The sequence below is a fragment of the Streptomyces sp. NBC_01716 genome (assembly GCF_036248275.1).
Lineage (GTDB): Bacteria > Actinomycetota > Actinomycetes > Streptomycetales > Streptomycetaceae > Streptomyces.
In genome coordinates this window covers 4,699,998-4,717,961 of the sequence record NZ_CP109181.1, presented here as the reverse complement: position 1 = coordinate 4,717,961, position 17,964 = coordinate 4,699,998, and the positions used below count along the sequence as shown (strand labels likewise).

Annotated in this window: 17 protein-coding genes; 7 read left to right on the top strand and 10 right to left on the bottom strand. The window is 69.5% G+C overall.

Going from position 1 to position 17,964, the window contains the following annotated elements; all coding sequences use genetic code 11:
- The first annotated feature begins 19 nt into the window (after positions 1 to 19).
- Positions 20 to 796 carry a phosphate ABC transporter ATP-binding protein PstB gene (gene pstB / locus OIE74_RS20635; protein ID WP_329385759.1) on the top strand — a complete coding sequence of 259 codons (777 nt, stop codon included), beginning with the start codon at positions 20 to 22 and terminating at the stop codon, positions 794 to 796.
- Positions 797 to 939: 143 nt separating this feature from the next.
- Here the strand turns inward: pstB and OIE74_RS20630 are convergent, their stop codons facing one another.
- Together OIE74_RS20630 and OIE74_RS20625 are read right to left on the bottom strand one after the other, a co-directional pair.
- Positions 940 to 1,938, bottom strand: a complete 999-nt coding sequence (locus OIE74_RS20630; RefSeq protein ID WP_329385757.1) for an inorganic phosphate transporter — start codon at positions 1,936 to 1,938, stop codon at positions 940 to 942.
- 5 nt (positions 1,939 to 1,943) lie between these two features.
- Positions 1,944 to 2,564: a DUF47 domain-containing protein gene (locus OIE74_RS20625; RefSeq protein WP_052582416.1), complete on the bottom strand. Its 621-nt coding sequence runs from the start codon at positions 2,562 to 2,564 to the stop codon at positions 1,944 to 1,946.
- 210 nt (positions 2,565 to 2,774) lie between these two features.
- Between OIE74_RS20625 and OIE74_RS20620 the strand changes: the two genes are divergently transcribed.
- Positions 2,775 to 3,173, top strand: a complete 399-nt coding sequence (locus OIE74_RS20620; RefSeq protein ID WP_329385754.1) for a metal-sensitive transcriptional regulator — start codon at positions 2,775 to 2,777, stop codon at positions 3,171 to 3,173.
- Positions 3,174 to 3,284: 111 nt separating this feature from the next.
- On the opposite strand, the gene OIE74_RS20615 is transcribed toward OIE74_RS20620, so the two are convergent.
- Both OIE74_RS20615 and OIE74_RS20610 read right to left on the bottom strand, forming a co-directional pair.
- The gene (locus OIE74_RS20615) at positions 3,285 to 3,461 is read right to left on the bottom strand and encodes a hypothetical protein (protein ID WP_329385752.1); all 177 of its coding nucleotides are present in this window, start codon (positions 3,459 to 3,461) and stop codon (positions 3,285 to 3,287) included.
- A 105-nt stretch (positions 3,462 to 3,566) separates the two neighbouring features.
- A complete protein-coding gene (locus OIE74_RS20610) occupies positions 3,567 to 4,400 on the bottom strand; it encodes a hypothetical protein (RefSeq protein ID WP_329385750.1) in 834 nt (277 codons plus the stop codon).
- A 371-nt stretch (positions 4,401 to 4,771) separates the two neighbouring features.
- Here OIE74_RS20610 and OIE74_RS20605 point away from each other — a divergent pair, with 371 nt between their 5' ends.
- On the top strand, positions 4,772 to 6,394 hold the full coding sequence (locus OIE74_RS20605) for an FAD-binding oxidoreductase (protein WP_329385748.1): 1,623 nt from the start codon (positions 4,772 to 4,774) through the stop codon (positions 6,392 to 6,394).
- Between the two features lie 18 nt (positions 6,395 to 6,412).
- Here OIE74_RS20605 and OIE74_RS20600 read toward each other — a convergent pair whose 3' ends face one another.
- From OIE74_RS20600 to OIE74_RS20575, 6 genes are all read right to left on the bottom strand, one after another.
- Positions 6,413 to 7,138 carry a phosphatase PAP2 family protein gene (locus tag OIE74_RS20600; RefSeq protein ID WP_329385745.1) on the bottom strand — a complete coding sequence of 242 codons (726 nt, stop codon included), beginning with the start codon at positions 7,136 to 7,138 and terminating at the stop codon, positions 6,413 to 6,415.
- A gap of 326 nt (positions 7,139 to 7,464) precedes the next feature.
- On the bottom strand, positions 7,465 to 8,475 hold the full coding sequence (locus tag OIE74_RS20595; RefSeq protein WP_443076369.1) for a C40 family peptidase: 1,011 nt from the start codon (positions 8,473 to 8,475) through the stop codon (positions 7,465 to 7,467).
- 76 nt (positions 8,476 to 8,551) lie between these two features.
- Complete coding sequence (locus tag OIE74_RS20590; protein WP_329385739.1) at positions 8,552 to 10,201, bottom strand: serine/threonine-protein kinase; 1,650 nt, start codon at positions 10,199 to 10,201, stop codon at positions 8,552 to 8,554.
- Positions 10,202 to 10,255: 54 nt separating this feature from the next.
- Positions 10,256 to 10,585, bottom strand: a complete 330-nt coding sequence (locus tag OIE74_RS20585; protein WP_329385736.1) for a hypothetical protein — start codon at positions 10,583 to 10,585, stop codon at positions 10,256 to 10,258.
- 263 nt (positions 10,586 to 10,848) lie between these two features.
- A complete protein-coding gene (locus OIE74_RS20580) occupies positions 10,849 to 12,654 on the bottom strand; it encodes an alpha/beta hydrolase (RefSeq protein ID WP_329385733.1) in 1,806 nt (601 codons plus the stop codon).
- Between the two features lie 35 nt (positions 12,655 to 12,689).
- Positions 12,690 to 13,106, bottom strand: a complete 417-nt coding sequence (locus OIE74_RS20575) for a hypothetical protein (protein WP_329385730.1) — start codon at positions 13,104 to 13,106, stop codon at positions 12,690 to 12,692.
- 500 nt (positions 13,107 to 13,606) lie between these two features.
- Between OIE74_RS20575 and OIE74_RS20570 the strand changes: the two genes are divergently transcribed.
- The 4 genes from OIE74_RS20570 (at position 13,607) to OIE74_RS20555 (ending at position 17,954) form a co-directional block, all read left to right on the top strand.
- On the top strand, positions 13,607 to 13,915 hold the full coding sequence (locus OIE74_RS20570) for a hypothetical protein (RefSeq protein ID WP_329385727.1): 309 nt from the start codon (positions 13,607 to 13,609) through the stop codon (positions 13,913 to 13,915).
- 244 nt (positions 13,916 to 14,159) lie between these two features.
- The gene (locus OIE74_RS20565; RefSeq protein ID WP_329385724.1) at positions 14,160 to 15,032 is read left to right on the top strand and encodes a hypothetical protein; all 873 of its coding nucleotides are present in this window, start codon (positions 14,160 to 14,162) and stop codon (positions 15,030 to 15,032) included.
- Positions 15,022 to 16,386: a hypothetical protein gene (locus OIE74_RS20560; protein ID WP_329385722.1), complete on the top strand. Its 1,365-nt coding sequence runs from the start codon at positions 15,022 to 15,024 to the stop codon at positions 16,384 to 16,386. The genes OIE74_RS20565 and OIE74_RS20560 overlap by 11 nt, the downstream gene beginning before the upstream one ends.
- Positions 16,383 to 17,954: an SCO6880 family protein gene (locus OIE74_RS20555; RefSeq protein ID WP_329385720.1), complete on the top strand. Its 1,572-nt coding sequence runs from the start codon at positions 16,383 to 16,385 to the stop codon at positions 17,952 to 17,954. Before OIE74_RS20560 ends, OIE74_RS20555 begins: the two co-directional genes overlap by 4 nt.
- Positions 17,955 to 17,964 lie beyond the last annotated feature (10 nt).

Below are 17,964 nucleotides of genomic sequence, written 5' to 3'. Positions count from 1 at the left end.
GCAGAAAGCAGTGATTCAGATGGCCAAGCGAATCGACGTCAGCGGCCTGACCGCGTACTACGGCACCCACCGGGCGATCGACGACATCTCCATGACCGTCGAGCCCCGCTCCGTGACGGCCTTCATCGGCCCGTCCGGCTGCGGCAAGTCCACGTTCCTCCGCACCCTCAACCGTATGCACGAGGTCACGCCCGGTGGCCGCGTCGAGGGCAAGGTGCTCCTGGACGACGAGAACCTGTACGGCGCCAATGTCGACCCGGTCGCCGTGCGCCGCACGGTCGGCATGGTCTTCCAGCGGCCCAACCCGTTCCCGACCATGTCGATCTTCGACAACGTCGCGGCGGGCCTGCGGCTCAACGGCAAGTACCGCAAGAGCGAGCTCGGGAACATCGTCGAGAAGTCCCTCAAGGGCGCCAACCTCTGGAACGAGGTCAAGGACCGCCTCAACAAGCCAGGCTCCGGCCTCTCCGGCGGTCAGCAGCAGCGCCTGTGCATCGCCCGCGCCATCGCGGTCGAGCCGGACGTACTGCTGATGGACGAGCCGTGCTCGGCGCTCGACCCGATCTCGACGCTCGCGATCGAGGACCTGATTGGTGAGCTCAAGGAGCGCTTCACGATCGTCATCGTGACGCACAACATGCAGCAGGCGGCGCGGGTCTCGGACCGTACGGCCTTCTTCAACCTGTCCGCTGTCGGCCAGCCCGGCAAGCTCATCGAGATCGACGAGACGGAGCGCATCTTCGCCAACCCGTCCGTGCAGGCCACGGAGGACTACATCTCCGGCCGCTTCGGATAGGCCCCGGCAGGAAAGCCGTCCTGCGGTGCTGCATGGCGGTGCCACCGCAAGGCGAAGGGCCCGCCCTCTCTCCCAGGGGGCGGGCCCACTCACGTCTATGAGCTACGGGGTCACGGCCCTGGGGCCCACCCAGCCATCGGCACTCAGCCGAAGGCCAGGTTCACTATCCAGAAGCTCAGCGCGGCGACGAGCGCCGCCGCCGGCATCGTGATGAACCAGCCCATGACGATGTTCTTCGCGACACCCCACCGCACCGCGTTCACCCGCTTCGTCGCACCGACGCCCATGATCGCCGAGGTGATCACGTGCGTCGTCGAGATCGGCGCGTGGAAGATGAATGCCGAGCCGAACATGATCGACGCCCCCGTCGTCTCGGCCGCGAACCCCTGCGGCGGATCCAGCTCAATGATCTTGCGGCCCAGCGTCCGCATGATGCGCCAGCCGCCCGCGTACGTACCGAGCGAGAGCATCACCGCACAGGCGATCTTCACCCAGACCGGGATCTCGTCGCCCTGCCCCTCGACATCGGCGATGACCAGCGCCATCACCACGATGCCCATCGTCTTCTGCGCGTCCTGGAGACCGTGGCCCAGCGCCATCCCGGCCGCCGAGACGGTCTGCGCTATCCGGAACCCGCGCTTGGCCTTGTGCGGATTGGCGTGCCGGAACATCCACATGATGCCGACCATCACCAGATAGCCGATGAGCAGACCGACGATCGGTGACAGGAACATCGGGATGACGATCTTCTCCAGTACCCCGGTCCAGATCACATCGGTCCCGCCCGCGAGCGCCGCGCCCACCAGGCCGCCGAAGAGCGCGTGGGACGAGGAGGACGGCAGACCGTAGTACCAGGTGACCAGGTTCCAGACGATCGCCCCGACGAGCGCGGCGAAGAGGATCCCCATCCCTCGCTGCCCGTGCGGGGTCTCGATCAGCCCTTCGCTGACGGTCTTGGCGACGCCCTGGCCGAGAAACGCCCCTGCGAGATTCATCACCGCGGCCATCGCGAGCGCGGCGCGCGGGGTCAGCGCACGCGTTGACACCGATGTCGCGATGGCGTTCGCGGAGTCGTGGAAGCCGTTGGTGTAGGTGAAGCCGAGCGCGACAGCGATGGTCACGACCAGGGCGAAGGTGTCCACGTGGTTCAGGACTCCTTGACCGCGATCGTCTCCACCGTGTTCGCGACGTGCTCGAACGCGTCGGCGGCCTCCTCCAGCACATCCACGATCTGCTTGAGCTTCAGCACCTCCATGGCGTCGTACTTGCCGTTGAAGAGCTGGGCGAGCAGCTTGCGGTGGATCTGGTCGGCCTGGTTCTCCAGCCGGTTGACCTCGATCCAGTACTCGGTGAGGTTGTCCATCGTCCGCAGATGCGGCATCGCCTCGGCGGTCAGCTCCGCCGCCCGCGCCAGCACCTCGATCTGCTGCTCGACGCCCTTGGGCAGCTCCTCGACCTGATAGAGGACGACCAGGTCGACGGCCTCCTCCATGAAGTCCATGATGTCATCGAGGGACGAGGCGAGGTTGTAGATGTCCTCGCGGTCGAACGGCGTGATGAACGAGGAGTTCAGCTGGTGGAAGATCGCGTGCGTGGCATCGTCCCCGGCGTGCTCGGCCGCCCGCATCCGCTCCGCGATCTCGGCTCTGGCGGACGAATCCGCTCCGAGCAGTTCCATGAGGAGCTTGGAGCCCGTGACGATGTTGTCCGCGGACGCGGCGAACATGTCGTAGAAGCTCGTCTCCCTGGGGGTCAGACGAAAGCGCACGGGGGATCCTCGGGTTACATGGAATTCGGTCAGGCTGATGCTAAGCGCATCATCCGGCCACGGCTAACCGGTGTTCTTCAGTGTGCTGCATAGGACACGACGATCATGACGTGCCCCTGCCCCTTCGTGCGCGACTGGGTACCATATACCTACCTGGGGTATTTTCTCCCCTTTCGGACATTCACCTCGAACACCAACCAGGAGGACGCGATGACGACCACCGAGGCGGCCGGCGCGGCGACCAACGACGCGACCTCCGGCACGACCGCGACGGGAGCCACGGCCACGGTGGCGGGCGACGAGATCGTCACCGACCACGACCGCGGTGTGCACGGCTACCACAAACAGAAGGACGAGCACCTCAAGCGGCTCCGCCGGATCGAGGGCCAGATCCGCGGTCTCCAGCGGCTCGTGGACGAGGACGTCTACTGCATCGACATACTCACCCAGGTCTCGGCCTCCACGAAAGCGCTCCAGTCCTTCGCGCTCCAGCTGCTGGAGGAGCACCTGCGGCACTGTGTCGCGGACGCGGCGGTCAAGGGCGGCGACGAGATCGACGAAAAGGTGCAGGAGGCCACGAAGGCGATCGCGCGGCTGTTGCGTACCTGACGGGCCGACGGACCGGGACGGGGAACGGGGACAGGGACCGGGCGGACTCTGGACGTACTCAGCAGCTCAGCGGGCTCAGTGCGTTCGGTGCGTCCGGTGCGTTCAGCGGGCTCAGCAGCGCGCTGATCTCTCGGCGCGCTCCACGCCCACCTTCAGCACTTCGTCGATACGGTCCGGACTGAGCCGCTCACCGTCCGCGGCCGACGCCGCGATCATCAGCTCTCCGCAGAGTTCGATCTCGGCGAGGGCCACGTGGTCCTGGACGGTCGGAGTGCGCGACAGAGCCACGTGCGTTCACCTCTTCCTGCCGGTGTCGTCTTCCTGGCGGTGTCGACTGCCGACTTCCTAGGGTAAGGAGGGTGAGACGTGACGCGCATGGCACGTCCGGACCATTTACAGCTTGATCTTCCCGGTGAAGATCTGGTCCTTCGGGGGGAGTCGCACCCCGAAGGACACCCCGAACTCGTACAGGAGTGTGGTGGACGCGACAGCGACCGTACGGCCTTGATTCCGGTAGCTGAACTGGTGCCTGACCTTGCGTAGCCGCCCCGCGTCGTCCAGATAGGCATCGAAAGGCACGACGTCCTCGGCGAAGCCCCGCGCCGCCGCGGCCAGCGCCTCGCGCGCGTACGGCGCCGCCCGCTTCGCGGCCCGCCCGATGTCGGTGACGCCCCGGTAGTGCGACACCCGGACCCCGGCCAGCTCCTGCTCGCCGACATAGGCCACGTCCTTCGCGGCGCGCAGCAGTTCGGCAGCGGTCAGCGGATCGGTGGCGCCGCCGGTGACCAGATTGCCGTCGTCCAGGGCCGTGGAGTCGAGCATGACCCACTTGTCGTCGGGCACCCCGGCGCCCCGGTTCTTCATGTAGAGGGCGGCCGGGGCGAGGAGTTCGGAGATCGGCCGGTGTTCCTCGGCGCCCGCGGGGTCCGTGGGCAGCACGACCGAGAGCTGCCCCATCTGTTTACGGAAGTCGTACCGCCCCTCGCCCCTGATGGTCACGCGCGTCCCGCCCGTCGCCATCACCAGTGAGGTCCGGGCCTTGGAACTGCCCGCGTCGACCAGGACGTCGGCGGATCTGAGGACGGCGGCCGGGTCACCGACGGGCCGGTCGTCGGCGGCCATGACGCCCTCGCTCCCGGAACAGCCGGCGCTCCCCGCCACGACTCCCGCCACCGTCACGGCAGCGGCGACGACCGCCATGCCCTTGCGTCTGTGCTGCTGCACCATCGCCTGCCAACCCCCAACGCCCTACCGTTGCTTGCAGTTGTCCGCCGTCGCTCGCCGTTGCTCGCGCTGTCCGTCCGAGAGCCGCCTTGTCCCCATAACGACGCCCCGCGCGCGTCGTCACGCACCACCCGCGTGGCCAGGGACGCGCGCGCGAGTACGGTGTGAAGGTGCGCGACCAAGAGAGGTCGGATCCGCCCGCCTCCCCCCACGAACGCCACTTCACATCGACCTTCGAACGAGGCTCGTTCTTAACCGCCCGCTGCACATGCGGCTGGTCGGGACCGGCCCGCCGCTCCCGCGACCGGGCGAGAACGGACGCCGCGTCCCATCAGGCGGGACACTGACCGGACCGACACGGGGAGGGCCGCCCGATGGAACGGCGCACGCTGCTGGCCGCCGCGCTGGCCATGACCACGGCAGGCGCGGTCAGCGCCTGCACGGGCGGCGGCGGGGACGACGGGGCGGGCGGGGCAGGCGGGGCAGGCGGGGCCGACGAAAAGGGCTCGCCGGGCGCCTCGGCGAACCGGCCCCCGTCGGCGCGTACCTCTTCCTCCCCGGCCTGGGCCGCGTTCGCCTCGGGGCTCACGGGGCGGCTCGTACGGCCGGGAGACGGCGAGTACGCGACGGCCCGTCAGCTCTACAACACCCGCTTCGACGACCTGAAGCCGGCGGCCGTCGCGTACGTCGCCGGCGAGGACGACATCAGGGAGTGCCTGGCCTTCGCCCGGAGGTACGGCACGCCCGTCTCGATTCGCAACGGCGGCCATTCCTACGCCGGTTGGTCCAGCGGCAACGGCCGGCTCGTCATCGACGTCTCCTCCCTCGACGGCCTCGGCGACGCCGCGTCGGACGGGGTGATCGGCGCAGGCGCGAAGCTCGCCGGGGTCTACGGGGCGCTCGCCCGGAAGGGACTCACGATCCCGGGCGGCTCCTGCGCCACCGTCGGCATCTCCGGTCTCACGCTGGGCGGCGGTCATGGCGTGGTCTCCCGCGCGTACGGTCTGACCTGCGACAGCCTCACCTCCGCGACGGTCGTGACGGCCGACGGCAGGCGCCTGACCGCGGACGCCGAGCAGAATCAGGACCTCTTCTGGGCCCTGCGGGGCGCGGGCAACGGCAACTTCGGTGTCGTCACCGAGCTCCGCTTCCGTACCCACCCCGCCACCACCGGCGTCGCGGCGAACTTCAACTGGCCGTGGTCAAAGGCCCGTTCGGTGCTGGCGGCCTGGCAGGAGTGGGGCCCCGACCAGCCGGACGAGATCTGGTCGTCGTTCCATGTCGCGGTGGGCGCGGGCGGCGGCGCGGGTGGTGGCGCGGACCCGACGGTCGCGGTGTCCGCCTTCACCCTCGGCAGCGAGGCCGACCTCAAGAACGCCGCCGACCGGCTCGCCGACCGCGCGGGCTCATCGGCGAGCTTCGTCTCGCTGCGTCCGGGCACCTACGAGGAGGCGATGCGCGCGTACGCCGGCTGCGCCGGACTCGGCGAGGACCAGTGCCGGCTGCCCGGCACGACGCCCGGCCGTGGGACGAACGGCGCGCTGCGACGGGAGACGTACGCCGCGACCTCGGACTTCTTCGACCGGTCGCTCCCGCCGGCGGGCATCGACGCCCTGCTGTCGGCGGTACGGGACTTCAGCCGGATCAAGGCCGCCGACGGCGCGGGGTCGGGCACGATCACGCTGACGGCGCTCGGCGGCGCGATCAACCGGGTGGACCCCCTGGCGACGGCCTTCGTGCACCGCCGCTCCCGGATGCTCGCGCAGTACGTGGCGTCCTGGCGCCCCGGCACATCCGGCACCGCGCAGCGCGCGTGGCTGAAAACCGGCCAGGGCGCGCTGCGCGGACACGCCTCGGGCGCGGCGTACCAGAACTACACCGACCCGTCGCTGACCGACTGGCGTACCGCGTACTACGGCCCGGCGGCGGGACGGCTGAGGAAGCTGAAGGAACGGTACGACCCCGGCCGCCTGTTCGACTTCCCACAGGCCCTCTGAGACACGCCCGGACAGGTCCTACGCGGCGAGGTTGTTGTCGTCGGGCCGCTGCTCGGGGATGCCGAGCGGCCGGGTCCCCGGCGCCTCGGCGGCCTCGGCCCGGTCGGCGTCCCGCGCGGCCCGCGACCGTACGAGCAGCCCCGCCCGCCCCGACCGGCAGACCGCCGACACCAGGGGGGTGAGCAGCGCCATGGCGAGCGGCGCGAGGAGCAGCACCACGGCCGTACCGAGGGCGAGTCCGCCGATGACGTCGGTCGGGTAGTGCGCGCCCATGTAGACCCAGCTGAAGCCCTCGACCAGCGCGAGCCCGATCGCGGCGAGCCCGAACCCGCGGTGCGCGACGAAGATGCCGGTGGCCAGGGCCATGGCCATCGTGGCGTGGTCGCTGACGAAGGAGAAGTCGGTCCGGAGGGGCACGAGGACATCGAGCCCCGGGTGGTCGACGTAGGGGCGTTCGCGCCCGACGAACTCCCGGATCGGGATGTTGACCAGCAGCGCGACACCGGCGGCGAGCGGCGCCCACAGCAGCCCGGCGACGGCGGCCACCGAATCCTCGGCCGCCCGCTGCCGCCGCACGCTCCACCAGCACCAGAGCCCGACGAGAACGAGCGCGGTCATGATCCCGTACTTGCCGGCGAACTCCGCACCGCGGTCGAACCAGTCGGGGGCCGACCCGGCCAGACCGTTGATGTCGTAGAGCAGGCTGACGTCGGGGTTCGACCCATCGATAGCGAGTCCAGCCATGTGCTGCGGCCCCTTGCCTTGTTGCCCACCACGACACACCTGCGGGCGTGTCGCTTCCACCAACCCCCGTGGTGCATGCGGTCAGCGCTGCGCGATCAACGCCACAGCCCCAGTCCAGGGAACGGCCTGATACCCCACCAGGTTCCAGACTTCACCGGACGATCTCCAGGACGTTATCGAAGAGTGACACATCGTCGCAGCTCAGAGCGGTGAACGAACGAAGAATTCCGGCCACGCGCGTCCTGTGACGGGCCCGAGTCCACCCTTCCGGATGTCAACTCGCGGCCCATCCTACGACCCGTCGGACCGACGCCCCGTCAGCCGTTTCACGTATCGGACTTCCGCCCGGTGGGCAGATCGGTCGGCAGCGATTTCGCGCCGTCTTCGGTGACCCTGGTCGCGCCGAAGTAGTCAGGAGTGTCGATTTTGTCGAACCGGATCACGGCGCCGGTGTACGGAGCATTGATCATGTACCCGCCACCGACATAGATGCCCACGTGCCGGATGGCCCGCGAGTTGGTGAGGTCGTCGGAGAAGAACACGAGATCGCCGGGCATGAGCTGATCGCGCGAGGGATGCTCGCCGGCGTTGTACTGATCGTTGGCGACACGGGGCAGCTCGATCCCGACGGACCGATAGGCAGCCTGAGTAAGCCCGGAACAGTCGAACCGCCCCTGCTGCTCGGGCGTCCCGTTCCCGCCCCACAGATACTTGGTCCCGAGCTTCTTCTGCGCGTAGTAGATGGCACCGGCGGCCTGGCGGGAGGGTTCTACGCGGCCGACGGGGCGGGCGAAGCTCTGTTCGAGGGTGGTGATGACCTTCACGTAGTTCTGCGTCTCGGGATACGGCGGGACGCCCCCGTACTTGATGACCGCGTACGCACCCGCGTTGTAGGCCGCGAGCATGTTCTTGGTCTGGTCGCCCGGCACGTCGTCGACGTACCCGGCGAGCTTGCAGTCGTACGTCGCCGCCGACGGAATCGCGTCCTGCGGGTCCCAGACGTCGCGGTCGCCGTCCTTGTCCCCGTCGACCCCGTGCGCCGCCCAGGTCCCCGGGATGAACTGCGCTATGCCCTGGGCCTTCGCCGGGCTCACGATGTCGGGGTCCCAACCGCTTTCCTGGTAGAGCTGCGCGGCGAGCAGCGCGGGATTGATCGCCGGGCAGAGGTTGCCCCAGTCCTGCACCAGCCGCTGGTACTTCGCGGGCACGGCCCCCTTGGCCAGGGCGACCGCCCCACCGCCTCCGGCGCCGCCGAGCCCCGCGGCCGCGGAGAACGTCCCGACGACGAGCAGCGCGACAAAGCTCAGGCTCAGCCCGAGCCCGATCGCACCGCCGATCCAGAATTTCCGCACCTCTCAACCCTCCCCCATCCAGGACACGTTCACCGCCATTTTTCCGTCTGTCGTGTCGGTTCTATTCGGACACGGACTCGGTGGACATGAATCCGGTGCACAGGACGCTCTTGTGGGCCTTGTCCGAGGTGGCGTGGTGGTAGACGACAGTCCACTCGCCGGGGTCGTCGGAGAGCGGCAGCGCGGGCCGGACCTTGCCGTCGGCGCGGAAGGAGAAGTCGTCGGGGTAGGTGAGGAACATCCACTCGGTCTCGTCGCCCTCGTACAAATCGGCGGCCTTGCTCACGAAGCCGAACCGGTCGCTGTTCTGGTCCGAGGTGCCGGGGCGTCCGTCGGCGTCGAGCCGGTGGGGAGGCTTGATCTCGACGGCGAGGTAGTACGGGGGAAGGTTCGGCTCCTCGTACTTGAGCCGGTAGCCGATCTCCACCTTGCCGGGCGGGAGTTCACCGGTGAAGTCGGTCTCGGGGGTGGTGACGGAGTACTGGAACTGGAGCGGCGGCTCCTCCTCGCCTGGAAGGTTGCAACTGTCCCTGAGACCGTTCCAGGCGTGCCGCGAGGTGCCGATGTCCTGGATGTACTGGGGAGGGCCGTCGGGAGTGGCGTCGCTGGCGGGCTTCTTGGGGTCACCGCTGCTCGGGGCGGCGCCGTCGCTCTTTCCGCCGTCGCCCCCGTTTCCCGGGAGGAGCCACACGGCCGTGGCGACGGAGACCCCGACGACGGCGCCGACAGCGGTGGCGACGAGCCACGGGGTACCGCGCCGGGAGGGGCGTGTCGGGACGGACGGCGGGGGTGCCTGGGTCGGGAGGTGGTGTATCGCCGGCGGCGTCGCGTGCTGGGGGCGCTGGGGCGTGTCCGGCACCACGTCGGCCATGGCGACCAGCGGCTGGTAGGCGGGATCGTCCACGAGGGCCGTGTCCACGGCGCACCGCCGGATGAGCTCCGCCGGATCGGGCCGGTGGGCGGGATCCTTGGCGACGCACTCATGGATGAGCGCGGCGAGGGCGGGCTCGACCCCGGCGATGTCGATCTCCCCGTGAACGGCCCGGTAACTCACGGCGGCGCCGTCCCCGACCCCGAACGGCGCGCGCCCCGTGGCCGCGTAGGCGACGGTCGCGCCGAGAGCGAAGATGTCGGCGGCATCGCCCACCTCGTTGCGCGCGAGCACCTCGGGCGCGGTGTAGCCGGGCGTACCGGGGGCCTGGCCGTCCTGTGTGAGGGCGGTCTGGCCGGCCCCACGGGCGATGCCGAAGTCGATCAACTGAGGCCCCTGAGCGGCCAGGAGAACGTTCTGCGGCTTCAGATCGCGGTGCGTGACGCCGTACGCGTGGACACTGGCCAGCCCCTCGGCCATGGCGGCGATCAGCCGCCGACAGGTCTCGGCGGGAAACGGCCCCCGCTCGTGCACGGCGCGGGCCAGGGTGGGGCCGGTGACGTACTCGGTGGCGATCCAGTACGGGGCGGCGTCCAGCCCGGCGTCGATGAGGTTCGCGGTGTACGCGCTGCGCACGGCGCGAACGGTCTCCGCCTCCCGCCGGAACCGGGCGAGAGCCTCGGGATGCTCGGTGATCTCCTCCCGCACGACCTTGACGGCCACGAGCCGCCCCCCGGGCGACCGCCCGAGATACACCTGCCCCATCCCACCCGCCCCGAGCCGCGCGAGCAGCACGTAGTCACCGATGCGCGCGGGGTCCTGGGCTCTGAGGGCATCCACGGGAACGACTGTGCCACAGGGGCGGGGCCGGGGGCATGCGGAGCTGACTGCGGCTCAGGTACGGGGTGTGGGTGTGACCGCGGACCAGAAGTCGTCGTGGACGTCGGGACGCTGGGGGTACACACCCTCACGGTGCGGGGTGTTCGGCCGGGTCCGGGGCTCGGCGACGTCGGACTCGGCGAAGCACGGGGTGGTGATGGAGAAGAAGAACTGGCCTTCGCCCGCGACAGCCACGCTCATGCGAAACCCCTCCGGACTGGACGCATAGATGGCGGGCAGGTCCTCGTCCGTATCCACGCTGGTGATCTCGTACCCGCGTGACTGCCAATCACGCTCCACGACACCGAGCAAACTGCCGCGTCGCTGCTTCGAGACGACGGTCATGATCGCTACGCGACGCCTCACCGACCCCGTGCCGTGAGAGTCCTTCTTGAAGTCGGTACAGATTTTGTCGTTCGACGGCCCATGGTTCCAGCGAAGCCTCGGCTCCACCGAATCGATCGTCTGCTGCAGGATTTCATCTGCCGACTCGGCCGCCTGCTGCATGTTCATATCTGACCGCTTCCCCTCCGGGGCGTTGGCGCCCGACGTAATACCGCAACCAGCCACCGCGATCAGCAGCAGGACGCAGGAGAATCGTGGAATTCTCATCGCGGGTCCTGACTGCTGATGGAGTGCCCTCTGCCAGCGACGATTTTCGCCACGTTACGAGCCGACACCTCGTCACGATCCGGGTCGAAATAGTTGGAATGCGCCTGCACCCCACCCACAACCAAATGCGGCCCGTCATCCACCCTGAATCTCCTCGCTCCGAAATCCTCGTGCGCCGGATCCGTGCCGAACCAGATCTCGCTCTCCCTCGTCTGCGCGTCCTGCGCGAAATACGCCGCCGTCGCACCCCCCGCCCCGCCGACCGCCGCACCCACCGGCCCTCCCAGCACCGCCCCCGCCGACGCTCCCCCCAGCGCGCCCATCCCCATGCCCTGCGCCTCCGCCTTCGCCGGCGCTCGCGTCACCGGGTCGTTCTCCGCCGCGCCGACGTAGACATGGCCTCTGCCCACTCCCAGTTCGTCCGCGGAATCCGCGCCCGTTCCCGGGCTGCCCACCAGCACAATGTCGTCCACGCCCGGAATACCGCCGTCCCTCTGCGCGGCCTGGCCCACCGTCAGGGAACCGTACGAGTGGCCCACCGCCGTCACATGCGGGTTCTCGTTCTCGTTCGTCGCCGCGATCCCCGCCATGAAGCCGCCGTACGCCGACGCTCCCGCCTCCGCCCGGTCCGTGAACATCACGTCCGAATTCCCCGGGATGTCGTCCAGCGAAAGCTGCGGCGCGTCATATCCGAGCCACACGATCGACGCCGTGGACGCGTCGTACTCCTGCGCACCCATCCACGTATCCCTCGCCCGCTTCAAATCGTCCTCCGCGAAACTCTCGTCCAACCCCGTCCCCAGTCCCGGCACATACGCCGACACATTCCTCGCCGTATCCGGATTCCCGTACGACACGATCGCCCGCCCATTCCCCTCGTCCCCGATACCCAGCAGAAACATCGGCGGATGACCGCCCGCCCGCAACTGCCCGTCGATGGATCTCAGGCCCGCCAGCATCGTCCGCGACCTGTCGTCCTCCGCCCCCTCCAGCTTCCCCATCAGCAGCGCCAAGTTGTCGCGGTTCGCCGCGTCGCGGACCGTGGCCGGGATGCCGTCCAGGTTGCCGATCAGGTCCGGGTGGACCGCCAGGTACTCCTCCCGCTGTTCCGCCGTCAGGCCCCGCCACCAGGCCAGGCGTTCCGCCGCCGTCGCCTCGTGGGGGATCGCCGCCCTGAGGTAATCCGCCGTCAGCGCGCGCACCGCCGCCGCGTCCCCGCTCGCGTCCGCCCACATCGCGGCCGTGACCTTCAGGCCGTCCCGCGCGGTCAGCTTCCGCAGCGTCTCCGCGTACCGCGCGTCGATCTCCGCCGCCCCGCTCAGCGCACGGGCGATCCGGTCCGCGATGGCCTGCGCCTTCGCCGCGAGCGGGTTCGGGCTCGTGAACCCGGCCGGCGGTGCCGACCGGAGATACGCGTGGCCCGACGCCGTACCGCCCCGCAGCCTCTCCTTCGTGAACGGATCCTCCCCCGCCTCCGGATAACTCACCGACCCGTCCACCTGCACAGTGAGCCCCAGGCCGCCCGCCTCCTCCAGCGCGTACTGAAGCTGCCGCTGCGGGCCCCGCAGATCTTGGGCGAGGCTGTTCAGCGTCGTACGGACCAGCCCGCACTCCGTGTAGATGTACGACAAGTTCCGCCCCAGCGCCCGCAACCGCCCCACCGCGGCCCGCGCCGCCTCGCCCTCCTGAGCCGCGGTCAGCCCCGCGAGCAGCTGCTTGTCGATCCGGTCGCGTGCCGCGTCCGCGCGGTTGCTCGCCTTGCCCCAGCCGTCCGCCGCGCCCTCCAGCTCGGCGCATCTCACATCCCGTAACCGCTCCCATGTGAGCCCGCCACCGCTCACCGCACGACCCCCGCGTCGACTCCCGCATCGACTCCCGCGTCAACCGCGGCGATTCCCGACCCGATCGCGGTGTCGTGCTCACCCTGCGTCCTGGCCACCGCCCGCAACGGCCCCGCCAGGCTTCCGCACTCGTCGCGCGTTGCCTCGATGCGCCGTTCCCATGACGTACGTACGGTCGCCAGCACCCCGACGACGCTCAGCCCTTCCCCGCCGCCCGCCACGCCCTCGTGCGCCGTTTCGAACTCCGCCTTCAGACAGGCCAGCTGCGTACGCATCACCTCCGCCCCGCCCGCCGCCCGCGTCCACGGCCCGTCGCTGTGCGACAGCCGCTGCCCCGGCGCCGCGCCCGAGACCTCCGGCCCCCTGCCCGCCTCGTCGGCCAGCGCCCGCAATCCGCCCGTATGGCCAGTCATGCCACCCGCCCCTGTCCTCTGTTGTCCGGGATGTCGGGTGGCACTGTCCCAACCCGGGACCGGACAGACGCCGCACCTAAAGGAGGCGGAAGAACGGACGGAGCCGCCACGGAAGGACCGAAGCCCCGCTCCCCGTTGGCATCGGCCGCGCCCGGCAACGTCGCGGCGTCCCGGGCAGGTTCACCCGTACGGTGGGCCTGCCTCCGCCCGCGACTGGCGCACGGATGGCGCACGGACGCAAAACCGCGGCGGGCGCAAGAGTGCACAACGCCAATCATTGCCCGGAGTCACTCTCCGTGATACACAGAGTGACCGTACGCGTACTCGCATACTCCGGTTCACGACGCAGGTCAGGGCGGTCGGATCGGTCAAACGTGCGGGGATCGGGTAAAGAGACCCGCCAAGTCGGCATACGAGGCCGGTTCCATCAGCGAAGATAGAAGGCGATCCGTGCCGCCGGGGCGCGGTCACTTAACAACCCAACAGGGGCGGTGAGTTGCATGGACGTGGACGCCGAGAAGGGCGACATCAACACCATCATCGGTGGTATCGCTCCGAGCTGGGGGCCCTTCGGGAACCTGGGCACGGAAGCGCGCATCATTGTCGAGGTGGTGATGGCCATCGCCATCCTGCTCTGTCTCGCCATCGCGATCTGGGGTGCGGCCAAGCAGCGTATCGGCGCGACCGCGCTGCGGGACACCTTCAGCGCGGAGCAGGGCAAGGGCCTGATCGTCGCCGGACTGACCGGCGTCTTCATCATCGGGTCCCTCGGGACGGTCTTCACGATTGTGTACGGGATGGCTGTTTAGCGTCACTTCGGTCCGATCCACGCCGGGTCCGCCCGGCCCACCCTCAACATCATCCGAATCGACACCATCCGTCCCCTCACCATCCGTCCGTCGCGCCCATCCGCCGAGGTTGCGTCTCCCTGATGTCGAGTCACCACACCGCGTCCGCGCGGAAACCAGTGCGGCTACCGTCGTGCCCGTCGTGCCACGCGGTACCGCAAGCGGCACCGCACACGGTCGAACCGGTCGAGGGGACGGACGCGGCATGAGCTTCGGCGACGAGCACGGCCAGCACGGCCACGGGAACGACCCCGGCCGGACGGCGGACGACGGCTTCGGCGGCATGGGCCAGACGCGCACGCGCCTGCCGGACGGCGGGGCCGGCGACGGATACGGGGGCCCCCGCCGCCCCCAACGGAGTTCACGCTCACTGATCGCGATGGTGGGCGTGGTGGTGCTGCTGATCGCGGCTATCGCGTTCGCGAACCGCGGGGGCGGCGACGACACGGACGCGTCGGGCACGGGAGGCGCCGACAACGCGTCGGGCACGGACCCGACGGCGGCGTCGGGGGTGAAGCCGGTGACGGGGAAGAACGGGGGGATTCCTTCGGGGTTCGCGAAGGATGAGCAGGGGGCGGAGAGCGCGGCCTCCAACTACGCGGTAGCCCTCGGCTCTGACGGCATGTTCAACAGCGACAGCAGGCACAGGATCGTCGACACCATCTACACGCCTGCCGCTGCCGCGAAACTGAAGGGGCCGCAGGACGAGGCCTACTCTCCGGAGTTCCTGGCCAAACTCGGTCTCGACGCCAAGGGAAATGCTCCCGCCGACAGCTCCTTCGTCTCCCGAACGGTCCCGGTGGGCACCAAGGTGGAGAGTTTCGCAGGCGACACCGCGAAGGTGTCCGTCTGGTACACGGGTCTCATCGGTATGTCCGGCCCGGACTCCACCGACCCGGTCAGCACGACGTGGAAGACCTGGACCTTCGACCTGCAGTGGACGGCCGACGACTGGAGGGTGACCGCCGACTCCCAGAAGGACGGTCCCGCCCCGGTTCCGGGTGACATCGCCGCTTCCACCGCCGACGAGATCAGCAAGGCTGTTGATGAGTACGGAGGCTTCACCTATGCCAGGTAGCTACCGCGTCCGTATTCGCTCGGTCGTCGCCGCGTTGGCAACCGTGCAGACCGGGCTGTTTCTGTTCGCCGCGCGAGCGACAGCGGCGCCCACTCCCTCGCCGTCCCCCAGCGACAACCCCTGCGACCTCTTGATCGGCCCAGCCAAGGAGTACTGCGAGGACGGCGAAGCGAGCGGCTCCTCCCGCAACTCCTCACCCCTCAACGACCCCACCGACATCGTCGACCCCCTCACCGCCCTCGCCCGCGGCTGCGCCGAGGCCGCCTCGTGGACCGTCGACACCCTCTCCAAAGCCGTGAAGGAGACCGCCACGGTCGACTTCACCAACACCGCCTTCCTCTCCCAGTACGCCGTCGTCTTCGCCGCCGCTACCATCCTCACCCTCATCCTCTGGCTTCTCGCCGTCGCCAAGCGCGCCATCCGCGGCGTCCCGCTGACCACCGCCATCTCCGAGGCCATCGGGTTCCTCTGGCTCACCGTCCTCGCCTCCGCCTTCACGCCGCTCATCCTCTACACCCTCGTCTCCGCCACCGACGGCGTCACCGATGTCGTCGCCAGCGGGACCAGCGGGCAGACCGACGTGTTCTTCGGGACGTTCTCCGAAGCGCTGAAGAAGGACACCGACATCGGCGGCGGGCCGATCATGCTGATCGTCGTCTCCCTCGTCACGATCCTCGCCGCCGGCATCCTCTATCTGGAGCTGTTCATCCGGGCGATCCTGCTCTACGTCGGCGCCCTCCTCGGCGTCGTCGTCTACTCGGGGCTCGTCGACAAGAACATGTGGGGCCATGTACGGCGCTGGGCCGGGCTCATGATCGCCATCATCATGGTGAAACCCGTCATCGTCATCGTCCTCGGCCTCGCCGGCGCGCTCACCTCCGACGACGGGCCCGACTCCTTCTCGGCCGTCGTCTCCGGGCTCGCCATCATCATCCTCGCCATCTTCGCCTCGGCCATGATCTACCGCTTCGTCCCCGGCTTCGGCGACGAGATCGAGAGCGCCCGCAGCAACGCCAAGCTGTCCACCTCCGGCGGCCGTGCCGCCGCCGTGATCAGTTCGCCCGCCGGTGTCGTCTCCCAGGGCATCAAGACCCACAGCGGCCGCAGCGGCGGAGGCGGCAACAGCGAAGGCAACAGCGGTGCCCGCCCCTCCAACCCCGTCTCCGGCGGCGTCGCCGCCCACAGCAGCCGCCCCTCCTCAGGAGCCTCGGGAGGCGGAGGCGGAGGCAGCGTCCCCTCGCCCGCCCCCGCCCCCCGCTCCAGCAGCCCCACCAGCGGCACTCCCCACAGCAGCCGCAGCAACCACGGAACCCGCGGTACCGGTAACAACAGCACAGGAGGTGGAGGGCGTTGACGACTCAGTCCCATGCGGTCGCGCCCCGCCGTACGTATCTCATCGGCCGCGCGCGGCCGAACGCGATCGTCGGCAAGAACCGTGAGACGGGCGAGATCGCGCTGATCATCGCCGGCGCGTTCCTCGGCATGATGAGCGGCCTCGTCGTGCCCATCCTGTCCCTGCGGATCGTGACACTGCTCGGGTTCCCGCTGCTCGCGCTGGCCGCGGTGTACGTCCCGTACAAGCACCGCACGGTCTACAAGTGGTTCGAGATCAACCGCAGTTTCAAACGGACCCTCCGCAACGGCACCACCTACCGCTCCTCCGCCATGGAGTCCGGCACCATGGCCGACGGCCGCGAAGTCGAGATCGGCCCCCCGCCCGGTATCGGGCGGATCAACTGGCTGGCCGCGCCCTTCGGGCCCGACGAGATCGCCGTCCTGCTGCACGCCGACCGCCGCACCGTCACCGCCGCCATCGAGATCGAGGGCCCCGGCGTCGGCCTGCGCGACAGCGAGGACCAGGAAGCGCTCGTCGACCGGTTCGGCACGCTACTCAAGCACGTCGCCAACGGGGACGGCTTCGTCACCCGCCTCCAGATGCTCGCCCGTACGCTCCCCGCCGACCCCGACGCGCACGCCAAGGACGTCGCCCAGCGCGGCGACTCCGCGTCCCCGGGCTGGCTCCAGGAGTCGTACGAGCAGCTCCAGTCCATGGTCTCGACCTCCAGCGAACAGCATCGCGCCTATCTCGTCGCCTGCATGCACTACACCCGCGAACTGGCCTCCGAGGGCCAGGCCATGGCCCGCGCCACCCGCCAGGCCGCGGGCGGCGGCAAGGGCGGCCGGGGCCGCAAGCTTGACAAGGACGCCGGCCTCGCCGTCGTCATGGCCCGCGAGCTCACCGACATCTGCGCCCGCCTCGCCGAGGCCGACATCCGCGTCCGCCAGCCGCTCGGGCAGGCCCGGCTGGCCTCGCTCGTGCACTCGATGTACGACCCGGACCACCCCATAGACCACATCCAGGCCATGACGAAGCGCAACGCCTGGCCCGCCGAGCTGGACGCCATGGAGCCCACGTACCTCCAGGCCAAGACCCGCGAGTCCTCCACCCGCGCGCCCTGGTGCCACTCCACGGCCTGGGTGAAGGAGTGGCCGATGACCCCGGTCGGCGTCAACTTCCTCGCCCCGCTGCTCGTCCACACACCGGACGTGATCCGTACGGTCGCGGTCTGCATGGACCTGGAGCCGACCGAGGTCGCCATCGAGCGGATGCTCACGGAGAAGACGAACGACGAGGCCGACGCGAGCCGCGCCGCCAAGATGAACCGCACCGTCGACCCGCGCGACATCGCGGCGCACGGCCGGCTCGACCAACGGGGTGAAGATCTCGCCAGTGGCGCGGCGGGGGTCAACATTGTCGGGTACATCACGGTGTCGTCCCGCTCGCCCGAGGCCCTGGCCAGGGACAAGCGGACGATCCGGGCGTCCGCCGGCAAGTCGTATCTGAAGCTGGAGTGGTGCGACCGCGAGCACCACCGGGCGTTCGTGAACACCCTGCCGTTCGCCACCGGCATCCGCCGATGAGCACCGCCCG